Source organism: Nisaea nitritireducens, assembly GCF_014904795.1.
Classification (GTDB): Bacteria; Pseudomonadota; Alphaproteobacteria; order Thalassobaculales; family Thalassobaculaceae; genus Nisaea; species Nisaea nitritireducens.
Map to the genome: position 1 here is coordinate 13,279 of NZ_JACZFS010000040.1, position 12,698 is coordinate 25,976.

The 12,698-nt window shown below is 60.7% G+C and carries 9 protein-coding genes; 5 read left to right on the forward strand and 4 right to left on the reverse strand.

What is annotated here, in order from left to right; translation table 11 throughout:
* Positions 1–8 precede the first annotated feature (8 nt).
* Both ptsP and IG629_RS13900 read right to left on the reverse strand, forming a co-directional pair.
* Entirely contained in the window at positions 9–2,282 is a 2,274-nt protein-coding gene (ptsP, locus tag IG629_RS13895; RefSeq protein ID WP_193172549.1) for a phosphoenolpyruvate--protein phosphotransferase, read from the reverse strand.
* Between the two features lie 3 nt (positions 2,283–2,285).
* Positions 2,286–3,515 carry an aspartate kinase gene (locus tag IG629_RS13900; protein WP_193172550.1) on the reverse strand — a complete coding sequence of 410 codons (1,230 nt, stop codon included), beginning with the start codon at positions 3,513–3,515 and terminating at the stop codon, positions 2,286–2,288.
* A 137-nt stretch (positions 3,516–3,652) separates the two neighbouring features.
* Here IG629_RS13900 and ubiG point away from each other — a divergent pair, with 137 nt between their 5' ends.
* Positions 3,653–4,414 carry a bifunctional 2-polyprenyl-6-hydroxyphenol methylase/3-demethylubiquinol 3-O-methyltransferase UbiG gene (ubiG, locus tag IG629_RS13905; protein ID WP_193172551.1) on the forward strand — a complete coding sequence of 254 codons (762 nt, stop codon included), beginning with the start codon at positions 3,653–3,655 and terminating at the stop codon, positions 4,412–4,414.
* On the opposite strand, the gene IG629_RS13910 is transcribed toward ubiG, so the two are convergent.
* Positions 4,415–4,864 carry a DUF1178 family protein gene (locus IG629_RS13910; RefSeq protein ID WP_193172552.1) on the reverse strand — a complete coding sequence of 150 codons (450 nt, stop codon included), beginning with the start codon at positions 4,862–4,864 and terminating at the stop codon, positions 4,415–4,417.
* A gap of 122 nt (positions 4,865–4,986) precedes the next feature.
* Between IG629_RS13910 and IG629_RS13915 the strand changes: the two genes are divergently transcribed.
* The 3 genes from IG629_RS13915 (at position 4,987) to IG629_RS13925 (ending at position 8,446) form a co-directional block, all read left to right on the forward strand.
* A complete protein-coding gene (locus tag IG629_RS13915) occupies positions 4,987–7,119 on the forward strand; it encodes an aminotransferase (RefSeq protein ID WP_193172553.1) in 2,133 nt (710 codons plus the stop codon).
* Positions 7,116–7,676: a class I SAM-dependent methyltransferase gene (locus tag IG629_RS13920; protein ID WP_193172554.1), complete on the forward strand. Its 561-nt coding sequence runs from the start codon at positions 7,116–7,118 to the stop codon at positions 7,674–7,676. Before IG629_RS13915 ends, IG629_RS13920 begins: the two co-directional genes overlap by 4 nt.
* Positions 7,677–7,969: 293 nt before the next feature.
* Positions 7,970–8,446, forward strand: a complete 477-nt coding sequence (locus IG629_RS13925) for a hypothetical protein (protein WP_193172555.1) — start codon at positions 7,970–7,972, stop codon at positions 8,444–8,446.
* A gap of 44 nt (positions 8,447–8,490) precedes the next feature.
* On the opposite strand, the gene secA is transcribed toward IG629_RS13925, so the two are convergent.
* Positions 8,491–11,211, reverse strand: a complete 2,721-nt coding sequence (gene secA, locus IG629_RS13930; protein WP_193172556.1) for a preprotein translocase subunit SecA — start codon at positions 11,209–11,211, stop codon at positions 8,491–8,493.
* Between the two features lie 229 nt (positions 11,212–11,440).
* Here secA and IG629_RS13935 point away from each other — a divergent pair, with 229 nt between their 5' ends.
* Complete coding sequence (locus IG629_RS13935) at positions 11,441–12,586, forward strand: alpha-hydroxy acid oxidase (RefSeq protein WP_193172557.1); 1,146 nt, start codon at positions 11,441–11,443, stop codon at positions 12,584–12,586.
* Positions 12,587–12,698 lie beyond the last annotated feature (112 nt).

The following is a 12,698-nucleotide window of genomic DNA, read 5'->3' on the forward strand; positions in this document are numbered from 1 at the left end:
CCGAAGACTCATGCGGGTACCTGATGATCGCGGGCAAATGCCTTTAAATTCTCCACCAATCGGCCCTCTCGTGTTTCCAGTAAATTTGACATAAGTATTTGCAAGTCATTGTAATTCAATGACCTTATAGTTTCCTTTACCGGGCCTATCGAGGCCGCCGCCATCGACAATCTGTGATACCCGATTCCGACTAGGGCCATTGCGCCAATTCTCGATCCAGCCATCTCTCCACATAAAGTCAATGGCTTATCGTGCTTTTTACATGCATTGGATATATTTCTGAGCAGCCTCAGGAAGGGAACGGACACGGCATCGTAACGATGAGTTACGCGCTGGTCCCCACGGTCCGCTGCGAAGAAGAACTGTTGTAGATCGTTGCTCCCTACAGAGAGAAAGTCGACACGGCGCAAGATTTCGGGAAGTTGCCAGGCAAGAGAGGGTACTTCCAGCATGCTGCCGAGGCGAAGTTTCGACGGAAGTACTTCGCCAAGGCGCAATGCACGTTCCAGCTCCCTGTCGAGGATTGAACGCGCGGCATCGAATTCTCCCACGGTGGAAACCATGGGGAACATCAGGTCGACCGGGGCGCCTGCCGCTGCCCGCAGGATCGCGCGGATCTGGTTCCGCAACAGGCTCGGGTGATCGACCGATATCCGGATCGAGCGCCAGCCGAGGGCGGGATTGTCTCCGGGGTCGTGATCGAATGCCTGAATATTCTTGTCGCCACCTGCATCCAGTGTGCGGAAGGTGACAGGGCGACCGCCGGCGGCATCGAGGACACGGCGATAGACGTCCGTCTGTTGCGACACGTCCGGGATGTCGCGACGGACCATGAAGGGGATCTCGGTCCGGTAAAGCCCGATCCCCTCGGCGCCGGTCGCGTCGAGTTGCTGCAGGTCGAACATTAAACCGACATTCAGCAACAGGCTGATATCGACACCATCCAGCGTCCGGGCCGGCTGGTCGCGGAGTGCCTGGTAGCGTGCTTTGGTTTCTGCCCGGGCGCGGAGACCGGCATGGAAAGAGTCCTGGACGTCTTCAGTTGGCCGTAGCAGGACCTGGCCGTTGTCGGCATCGATAATCAGGTGGTCGCCCGGATTGACCTCGCTCAGCAGCCCCGGAATGTTGCCGAGCACCGGGATGTCCAGAGCCCTTGCGACAATCGCCACATGCGCCGTTGCCGAACCTTCCTCTAGAACCAGTCCGGCGAGGTTCGTGCGGTCGTAGTCGAGCAGTTCTGCCGGGCCCATGGATCGGGCAACGACGATATAGGGCTGATCGTCGTCGATCGTTCCCGCAGTATCGCCATTCTCTTCTTCGTCGGCGAGCTGGGCGAGCAGGCGGTTCGTGAGATCCTCGAAATCGGCGAGCCGCTCGCGCAGATAGGGGTTCTGGACCGAGCCGAGGCGGGCCCGCATGTCGGCGCGTGAGCGTTGCACTGCGGCTTCCGCGGTCAGGCCGTTGTCGATCGCGTCGTTCATTCGGGTCAGCCAGCCGCGGTCATGGGCGATCATGCGGAAGGTTTCGAGTACGTCACGATGTTCGCCGGCCTCGGCGAGGTCTGGCGCCGAGAGCAGTGTGTCGATGCGTGAGCGCACGCTTTGCATGGCGTTGTCGAGCCGTTCCTTTTCGATCGCCGGGTTGTCGGCAACGACACGGCGGATCGCGGTGCTCGGTCTGTGGAAATGTGCGATCCCGATCCCGACGCCGGGGGCAACCGACTGACCGGCGAGGCGGACGGGGGCATCGTGCTTGTTCTCTTGCCCGTCGAGAACGCCGTTGGCGAGCAGTTCCGCCAGCACCATGGCGAAGGTCTCGAGCGTCTCGATCTCTTCGTCGGAATACTGCCGGCGGGACCGGTTCTGGACCACCAGCACGCCGAGAACACGGTCGGCGCGCATCACCGGCACGCCGGCGAGGGACTGGTAGATCTCTTCGCCGGTTTCCGGGAAATAGGCGAACTTCGGATGGGATTGCGCGTCCGAGAGGGCGAGCGACTGGGCGCGCGCTGCGATGTCGCCGACAAGGCCCTCGCCGAAATGCATCAGCGTGCGGTGGACGGCGTCCTTGTTCAGGCCCTCGGTAGAACAGAGCTCCAGCAGGTTATCGGAGCGGCGGACATAGATTGAGCAGACCTCTGCGGCCATGTCGGCGCCGATGATCGAGGTGATGCTGTCGAGACGTTCCTGCGGCGCGCGCGTATCCGCCATCACATCGCGCAGTCTGCGCAACATGGTGCGGGAGTTGCGGCCGAAGCCGTTCTGCTCGACCGCGGCCGTCATGCCTTAGCTCGCCGGCGGCCCGTCGAGGCCGTATGCAGTGTGAAGAGCCCGGACCGCCAGTTCAGTATATTCGGCGGCGATCAGGACGCTGACCTTGATCTCCGAAGTCGAGATCACCTGGATGTTGATGCCCTTGTCGGCCAGAGTGTGGAACATCGTCTTGGCGACGCCCGGCTGGGAGCGCATGCCGACGCCGACGACCGAGACCTTGGCAACGTTCGGGTCCGCGTTGATTTCCTTGAAGCCGAGTTCGTCCTGCAGCTTTTCCAACACCTGGCGGGCGCGCTCGAGATCGGTCTTGCCGACGGTGAAGGTCATGTCGGTGGTGGCGCCGTCCTCGGTTACGTTTTGGACGATCATGTCGACGTTGACAGCCGCGTCGGCGAGGCTGCCAAAGATCGATCCGGCGATACCCGGCCGGTCCGGTACATGGCGCACGGTGACCTTGGCTTCTTCCGGGCTGTAGGCAATGCCGCTGACGATTTGCTGTTCCACGATCTCATCCTCATCACAGACCAGGGTGCCGGGAGCTTCGATGAAGCTGGAGAGCACCTGGAGTCTGACATTGTGCTGCATGGCAAGCGCGACGGATCGCGTCTCCAGCACCTTGGCCCCCTGGGAGGCCAGTTCCAACATTTCCTCGTAGGTAATCCGGTCGATCTTTCGGGCCGACGGAACGATCCGCGGATTGGTAGTATAGACGCCATCGACATCCGTGTAGATGTCGCAGCGGTCTGCGTTGAGCGCTGCGGCGAGGGCAACGGCCGATGTGTCGGATCCGCCTCGGCCGAGCGTGGTGATCCTGTTGTCCGGCCCGATGCCCTGGAAACCCGCGAGGACAGCGACCTGTCCTTGCTCGAAGCGTTTTACGATCTCGCCGGTCTCGATGCTTTCGATCCGCGCCTTGCTATGTACCCCGTCGGTCCGGAATGGCAATTGCCAGGCGAGCCAGGAGCGGGCGTTGACGCCGATATTCTGCAGGGCCATGGACAGCAAGCCGCTGGTCACCTGTTCGCCGGTCGAGACGATGGTGTCGTATTCGCGGGCGTCATGCAGCACGCTCATCTCGCGCGCATAGCCGACCAGCTGGTTAGTGACCCCGGCCATGGCAGAGACGATGACGGCGACCTCGTTGCCGGCATCGACCTCTTTCTTGACCCGCTGAGCCACATTCTTGATGCGTTCAATATCGGCGACGGACGTGCCGCCGAACTTTTGCACGATACGCGCCATTTCGTTCCGCTTTTCAGGAGTGTATCCCCAATGCCCAAAACCGGAACGCGAGCGTTCCTAATGGCTCCCGGCGGGGCTATACATAGCGACACGTCGCTGTCCGGGCAAGGCCGGGCTCGGTGTTGAATGGAGCACCCATGAACCAGAAGAACGCAGTCGCAAGCACGATCGATCCGGATGATGTCGCCCGCTTCTCCGCTGTGGCGGCGGAATGGTGGGACATGCAGGGGCCTTTCGCGCCGCTGCATAAATTCACACCGGTCCGCCTTGGACTGATCCGGGAGTGGCTGAGCGACCATTTCGTGCTTTCAGAAACCGCGGAGGTGCCGTTCGACGGTCTGAAATTGCTCGATATCGGATGCGGTGGCGGTCTGATATCGGAGCCGCTTACCCGACTCGGCGCGGCGGTGACCGGGATCGATGCCGATGAGCGGACCATCGGGACGGCGCAGGTGCATGCCGAGCAGACAGGTCTCGAGATCGATTACCGGACCTGTCTGGCGGAAGACCTTGCCGCTGAAATGCCGGGCGCTTTCGATGCCGTGATCGCCTCCGAAGTGATCGAGCATGTCGCTGACCCGGAGCTTTTCGTGGCATCTCTCGCCAAGCTGGTCCGTCCGGGCGGCGCTGTCTTCGTCACCACGCTCAACCGGACCATGAAGTCGCTTTTGTTCGGGAAATTCGCAGCCGAATACGTCTTGCGCTGGGTTCCGGCCGGTACGCACGACTGGCGGCAATTCCTGACACCGGAAGAGTTGCGGGCGTTGTTGACGGAAGCAGGGCTTGTGATGGCGGAGAAGACGGGGATCCGGTTCGACCCGCTCGGCGATACCTTCGAACGCTCGTCGGATCTCGGGATCAATTACGCCATGCTGGCGGTCCGTCCGAAAGCAGCCTGATCAGGCGTCGCTTTTCGGTAGCCAGGGAATGGCGCCAAAGCCAATCCCTTCGTCCCGCAAGGCTTCTGCTTCCGTAGGGGTGGTTTCGCCATAAATGCCGTGCGGATCTTTTTCGCCGTAATGAATCTTCCGCGCCTCTTCGGCGAAGTCCTTGCCGACATAGTCGAAATTACTCTCCACCTCGGTGCGGAGCGCGGCGAGCTTCTGGCGAAGCTCGATCATTTCCTGCGGCACCTCGCTGACCGCAGGCACGGTTTGCTCCGGCGCGCTGTCATCCTTCTTTTTGGAGGAGGAGACATTCGGCGCCATCAGGGCTTTGGAGACAGCGGACGAGCCACAGGCCGGGCAGGCCAGCAAACTTGCGTCTGCCTGCTTGTCATAGGTTGCACTATCGCGAAACCAGGCGTCGAAGCTATGGTCCTTGTCGCAACGCAATCTGTATTTGATCATCCAACTGACCCACTGTCGTCCTGTCAGCTATCAGGTAGCTTTGGCAGCTATCGGGTAGCATGGTGTCGAAATAGTGTAATAATTACTAATTAGCCAGTGTGTCGTTGCGCGGGGGACAGAGTGTGATCGATCCGGACGGCAAAACTCTGGGGCAGCGGGACGCCGCCCATCACCTGCATCCTTTCACGGATAACCGGAGCCTTGCGGAGTCTGGCGGAGCGACCGTGATCGAGCGGGGTGAGGGCTGCTACCTCTGGGACGACCAGGGGCATCGCTATCTCGATGCGCTGGCCGGTTTGTGGTGCGTCAATGTCGGTTATGGCCGCAAGGAGCTGGCCGACGTGGCCGCCCGCCAGATGCAGCAGCTCGCCTATTACAATACCTTCTTCAATACGACCACGGCACCGACAGCGGAGCTTGCGGAGACGCTGGCAGCGCTGATGCCCGGTCATCTTAACACCGCCCTGTTCGCGAATTCCGGCTCCGAGGTCTGTGACAGTGCGATCCGTCTTGCGCGCTATTACTGGCAGCAGGTTGGCAAGCCTTCGAAGCGGATCGTGATAGGTCGGGAGGAAGGGTATCACGGCTCCACCCTGGCCACGATCAGTGCTGGCGGTGTCGGTGCGATGCATGAGCAGGGCGGCGCCGGAATGCCGGACTTCGCCCATATCATGGCGCCCTACAAGTTCCTTCATGGTCATGACATGGCGGAGGCGGCGTTTGCGAAGCAGGCTGCGCATTCCCTTGAGATCAAGATCAAGGAGCTCGGCGCCGACAATGTCGCGCTCTTTATCTGCGAGCCGATCCAGGGAGCCGGCGGTCTGATCTTTCCGCCGGAAGGCTACCTGCAGGAAGTTCAGAGGATTTGTCAGCGGCACGACGTGCTGTTCGTCTTGGACGAGGTCATCAGCGCCTTCGGTCGGCTCGGCGCCTGGTCGGCGGCGGAACTGTATGATCTCAGTCCCGGTTTCATCACTTTGGCGAAAGGTCTGTCCTCCGGCTACCAGCCGATTTCCGCGCTGATGATCTCGGACCCGATTGCGGACAAACTGCGCGATGCAGAGGGTGGGCTAGCTCACGGCTTTACCTATTCCGGGCATCCGGTTGCGGCCGCCGTGGCGCTGGAAAACCTGAATATTCTCAAGCGTGAAAAGCTGGTCGAGCGGGTCGCGCAGGACATCGGCCCTTATTTCCAGCGTGCGCTTGCCCGCCTTGCTGACCATCCGCTTGTCGGCGAGGTGCGTAGTCTCGGTCTGCTTGGGGCGGTTGAACTGATCCAGGATAAAGCCCGACACATCCTGTTCGATCCGCCCGGTGTGGTTGCTGCTGTCTGCCGCGAGAACCTCAGGGAGCGGGGCATCATCGTGCGGGCGGTGCGGGATACGCTGCTGATCGCCCCGCCATTCGTGGTCACGCATGATCAGGTCGACGATATCGTGGATACGCTCGAAGCAGCATTGGAATATATCCGCAAAGAACTCGGGATCATCGCCGAGGAGCAGAAGGCGGCGGAGGCGGTTGAGCATACGGCAAAGCCGCTTGCCGGCAAGGTCGCGCTTGTCACTGGTGCTTCCCGTGGTATCGGCGCCGAGGTGGCGCGGGTTTTCGCCCGAGCCGGCGCTATGGTTCTGCTTGTCGCACGCGATGCTGACGGACTTGTTGCCCGGCAGGCCGAAATCGAGGCGGCAGGAGGAACGGCTGTGTCTGTTCCGGCCGATCTGTGCACCCCGCAGGGAATGGCAGACCTGCTGAAAGTCATTGAGGATGGCGGCCGGCGGCTCGATGTACTGGTCCTGAATGCGGCGCTGCTCGGTGATCTGAAACCAGTGCCGGATATAGAAAATGCAACCTGGGACGCCGTTATCGACCTCAACCTCAATGCTGCCTACCGTCTGTTGACCGCCTTGCATCCGATGTTGGCGGTGTCCGACGCGGGCCGCTGCATCTTCGTCACCTCCGGCGCCGCTCGTGGTAGCCATGCGAACTGGGGCGCCTATGCCGCAAGCAAGGCTGGTCTTGAGGCCATGATGCGTGTCTATGCGGCGGAGAACCGTAAATTCGGCATTCGGGCCAATGCCGTGGATCCTGGCGCCATGCGTACCGGGATGCGCGCCTCGGCATTTCCGGACGAGGATCCCGGGGCGGTCACGCCGGTCGAGGCGGCGGGGCCAGTCTTTCTGCGGCTTGCGGTTCCCGATTGCTCGTTCTCCGGTGCGGTTGTTCCTGTCCTTGATGCTGTCGAGGCTGCGGAATGAGCAAGTCACCGGCCAAAACCGGGACGATCCCGGCAGTATCTGGCTGGGTTGCGCGGTTCGCCGAAATGGTGCCGAAAGAGGCGGAAGTGCTGGATGTGGCTTGCGGCACGGGGCGTCATGGCCGGTTCTTCCGGGGGCGGGGAAATCCGATTGTAATGCTGGACCGGAACATCGCCCCCATCGCGGATATGGCCGCCGATCCCGGGGTCCAGCTGGTTGCGTTCGATCTTGAAGCAGGCCGGCCCTGGCCGCTTGCGGACCGGCAGTTCGGCTGCGTTGTTGTCACCAACTATCTGCACCGGCCGATTATGCGTGACATCGTCTCGGCAGTTGCTCCGGGCGGCATGCTGATCTACGAGACCTTCGCAAGAGGCAATGAAGCTTTTGGCAGGCCACGGAATCCGGATTTTCTGCTGCACAGTGAAGAACTCCTGATTTTTTGCCGACCTGAACTCAGGGTTATCGCGTTCGAGGACCTCACGGTGACTGTTCCGCAGCCCGCTTGCATTCAGAGAATCGCGGCCATCCGAAATTTTCCCGAAATCGCTGATATTTAGCCTCAGGGTTACTAATTCAGCCGAATAATACTGAAAATTCATGATTGAAAAACGCGCGCATGCCTTACGGGGCGTTGCGGATACCTATCTTGTCACATACGCTCTGGTGCAGCGTTGTGAAGAACAATATGTGCTTGGAACAGCGCTTTAGGAGCGAAGTGATGCTGGTTCCGCGTGGCAACTGGAACCGGAACGAAAGGAACAGGGGGTAGCCTGGAGCAGCGTCTGTCGATGAAAAAATCATCGTCGACCGTCCATAACCACGGCGCATGGCAACGCTGAGGGAGGGGAATATGATCTTGAATTTTAAACCGGACAGACGTTTCGCGCAGACGGAGCCACTGTCCCCGATATTAAGAGATCTCAGAGTCTATTGGGATTTTTCCCGCGCGCAATTAACTCTTCCACTGTCCGAGAACCTGTTTATCTCCGATCTTGTAGACGAGATGCCCTACGTTCTGCTCGCCTATGGAGAAAATTCCAGATTCCAGGTTGAATTTTCTGGCGACGCAGCAGCCGATTTGTTGGGCGGTACGCCGATCGGGGCGACAACAGAGCCCGGCGGCAATTTGCCGACGGCGCTCTCGCGTTGCATCCTCGCGGCGGCGGAGACGCAGGAACCGGCATCTGGGGCTATGGGAGAGATGCAGATTCTGTGTCTGCCGTTCAGCGGGGAGTTCGGCACGGTCGATGTCGTGCTGGTTGGGCTGGTCGGCATCGCCAGTGCGGAAGTCCACACCGGCGGGACGGTTATCTCACTCGTTCGCTAAGGCTTAACCGCCCGCCGACTGGCGGCAGGCAGCCTCATTTGCGATCAGAGTTTTCCGTGGCATTGTTTGAATTTCTTGCCCGAACCACAGGGGCATGCCGCATTCCGCTGAACCTTGCCCCAGGTCGAGGGATCCTGCGGGTCAATGCTGGCCGCGCTTTGCCTGGACCGGACCATGGTCTCCCCGTCCGCTGAATCATCGCCTTTGCTGGAGGCAAGGGCGGGATCTTCACGGCCCTCATGCATTTCCGCCGCGGCGCGCTCCGCCGCCATGCGCGCTTCCATTTCCTCGGGTGTCGCCTGGATGCGGATCTCCAGATGGGAGAGCACACCGCAGACCGTCTCGCGCAGACCGGTCAGCATGCCGTCGAACAGATTGAAGGCTTCGCGCTTGTACTCGTTCAGCGGGTCCTTCTGGGCATAGGCACGCAGATTGATGCCCTGGCGCAGATGATCGAGCGATAGCAGGTGCTCTTTCCACTGCTGGTCCAGGATCTGCAGGAGCAGGCTTTTTTCCGCCATGCGCAGGACTTCGGGGCCGTAATTCGCGGCCTTCTCGGCCATCGCACGGTCCGATGCCTTGGTGATCCGCTCGAGGATCTCCTGATCGGCGATGCCTTCTTCCGCTGCCCATTCGGTCACGGGAAGGTCGAGCGCAAGCAGTCGCAGGCATTCCTCGTGCAGGGCCGGGATATCCCATTGTTCGGAATAGGCGCCTTCCGGAATGCAACGGGCCACCAAATTCTCGATCACCTCGTGCCGCATGTCGGCGACAGTCGCGGCGATCTCCTCGGCGCGCATGATGTCCTTGCGCTGCTCGAAGATCACCTTGCGCTGATCGTTCATGACATCGTCGTATTTCAGCAGCTGCTTGCGGATGTCGAAGTTACGGGCTTCTACCTTCTGCTGGGCTTTCTCGAGCGCCTTGTTGATCCAGCTGTGGACGATCGCTTCGCCCTTTTCCAGACCGAGACGCTGCAGCATGCCGTCCATGCGCTCGGAGCCGAAGATCCGCATCAGATCGTCTTCGAGCGACAGGAAGAACTTGGATGCCCCCGGATCGCCCTGACGGCCGGAACGGCCACGGAGCTGGTTATCGATGCGCCGGCTTTCATGCCGCTCGGTGCCGATGACGTAGAGACCGCCGGCTTCCAGAACCTTTTTCTTCGCCACCTCGATCTCGCCTCGAAGGGCCTCGATCTTGGCCGGATCCGGGTTGTCACCGAGTTCCAGCGCGATCCGCATGTCGGCATTGCCGCCGAGCTGGATGTCGGTGCCGCGGCCCGCCATGTTGGTTGCGATGGTCACAGCGCCCGGCTGACCGGCCTGGGCGATGATCGTCGCCTCCTGCTCGTGGAAGCGGGCGTTCAGGACCTTGTGCTCGATCCGGCGTTTGTTCATCAGGCCGGAGAGCAGTTCCGATTTCTCGATGGAAACCGTGCCAACCAGCACCGGCTGACCCTTTTCACGGCATTCCGCGATGGTATCGATGATGGCGTCCCATTTCTCGTCGGCCGTGCGGTAGACCTCATCGTCATAGTCTTTCCGCGCGATCGGAACATTGGTCGGCATCTCGACGACTTCGAGATTGTAGATTTCCGCGAACTCGGCCGCTTCGGTCATGGCCGTGCCGGTCATGCCGCCCAGCTTCGGGTAAAGCCGGAAATAGTTCTGGAAGGTGATCGAGGCCAGGGTCTGGTTCTCGTTCTGGATGGTGACGCCTTCCTTGGCTTCGAGCGCCTGATGCAGGCCCTCGGAATAGCGCCGTCCCTCCATCGCCCGGCCGGTGAACTCGTCGATGATGACGACCTTGTCGTCCTTGACGATGTAATCCGTGTCCTTGGCGAAGAGGTGGTGCGCCCGGAGTGCCTGGTTGGCGTGGTGCACCAGCGAAATGTTGTTGATGTCGTAGAGCCCGCCTTCTTCCAGCATGCCGGCGTCGCGCAGCAGCTCCTCGATATGCTCCTGACCGGCCTCGGTGAAGGCGACGGTGCGCTGCTTCTCATCCTTTTCGTAATCTTCCGGAACGAGCCCGGGGACCACGGCATTCATGGCGGTATAGGTGGCGGAGCTGTCTTCGGCCGGGCCGGAGATGATCAGCGGAGTCCGCGCCTCATCGACCAGGATCGAGTCGACTTCATCGACGATGGCGAAATTGAAGTCGCGCTGGACCATGTCCTCCAGCCGGAACTTCATGTTGTCGCGCAGATAGTCGAAGCCGAATTCGTTGTTGGTGCCGTAGGTCACGTCTGACTCGTAGGCGGCCTTGCGCTCGGCGTCGTTGAGGCCATGCACGATGCAGCCGGTCGACAGACCGAGGAAGTTGTAGACCTGGCTCATCCAGCCGGCATCGCGTTTGGCCAGGTAGTCGTTCACGGTAACGACGTGGACGCCTTTGCCTTCGATGGCATTGAGATAGACCGGCAGTGTGGCAACGAGGGTTTTACCTTCACCGGTCTTCATTTCCGAGATCCGGCCCTGGTGCAGCACCAGGCCGCCGAGCAGCTGGACATCGAAATGCCGCTGGCCGAGCGTCCGTTTCGCCGCTTCCCGGACGGTCGCAAAAGCTTCCGGCAAAATGTCGTCGAGGGTCGCTCCGTCAGTCAGTCGCTGCCGGAATTCATCTGTCTTGCCTGCAAGGGCCGTATCGTCGAGCGCCGAAATCTCGGGCTCCAGCGCGTTGATCGCTTCGACGGTTTTTTGCAGGCGTTTGAGTATCCGCTCGTTTTCCGAGCCGAAGATGGCCTTGGCGAGTGCGCCGAACATGCCGACCTCTGATAAGGAAACAGGTTCCCGGCATAGACCGGGTGGCTGACAGATAGGGGGTAGCGCAAACTCTGTCAACGCGTCCGGCTAGGAGGAGCGGCTGGCAAGCGGTCCTTCGTTATCGGCCCGATGGCAATCAGCATTAAGTGGACAGTTTCCGATTACAAGATTTCCGATCATGTACTAGCACTGTCCGAAGCGAGTTTGAGCGACGGGGACGCGAGGACGGATGAGACTCTCGGATTGCCATAATTTTCATGATTTCCGCGAACTGGCGCGCCGCCGCTTGCCGGGACCGATCTTCAATTATATCGACGGCGCGGCCGATGACGAGGTGACCTACCGGCGCAATACGGAGAGTTTCGAGCGCTGCGATCTGGTGCCGAACATCCTGCGCGGGGTGGCGGATGTCGATATGTCGGTGACGGTGATGGGGCAGAAGCTCGCCATGCCGATCTATTGTTCGCCAACCGCCCTGCAACGGCTTTTCCACCATGACGGCGAGCGGGCCGTGGCCGCGGCGGCGGCGAAGTTCGGGACCATGTTCGGGGTCTCCTCCCTCGGCACGGTCAGCCTCGAGGAGTTGCGCCGCAAACACGACAATCCGCAATGCTATCAGTTCTACTTCCACAAGGACCGGGGCCTGAACAAGGCGATGATGCAGCGGGCCAAGGAGGCCGGCGTCAATGTCATGATGCTGACCGTGGACAGCATCACCGGCGGCAACCGGGAGCGGGATCTCCGGACCGGCTTCTCCATTCCTTTCCAGCTCACCCTCGGCGGCATGCTGCAGTTCGCTCTGAAGCCAATGTGGGGCATCAACTACCTGACCCATGAGGGCTTTAAATTGCCGCAGCTCGACGAGCATGTGGATATGGGCGGCGGCGCGATGTCCATTGGGCGGTATTTCACCGAAATGCTCGATCCCTCGATGACCTGGGACGATGTAGCCAAGATGGTCGAGCTTTGGGACGGGCAGTTTTGCCTGAAGGGCGTGATGTCGGTCGAGGATGCGAAGAAGGCGGTCGAGATCGGCTGCACCGGCATCGTGATCTCGAACCATGGCGGCCGTCAGCTCGACGGCTCGCGCTCGTCCTTCGATCAGCTGGACGCCATCGTGCAGGCGGTCGGCGACGAGATAGACGTCATCATGGATAGCGGCGTGCAGCGCGGTACTCATGTGCTGAAGGCGCTCTCGCTCGGTGCCAAGGCCGTCGGTGCCGGGCGCTTCTACCTTTATCCGCTCGCGGCGGCCGGGCAGGGCGGAGTCGAACGGGCGCTGACCTTGATGAAGGCGGAAATAGAACGCGACATGCGGCTGATGGGCTGCAGCAGCGTCAAGGATCTGTCACGGAATTCCGTGGCATTTCGCTGAGATCGGTGGGGTCGTGACGTGTCCCGTCAGGGATGCTCCGCCGCCATGAATCGTGGGGCGTCACAACCTGTTCTCGGTATGGGTGTGAATTAAGCTGCAATGCGTGTTACAT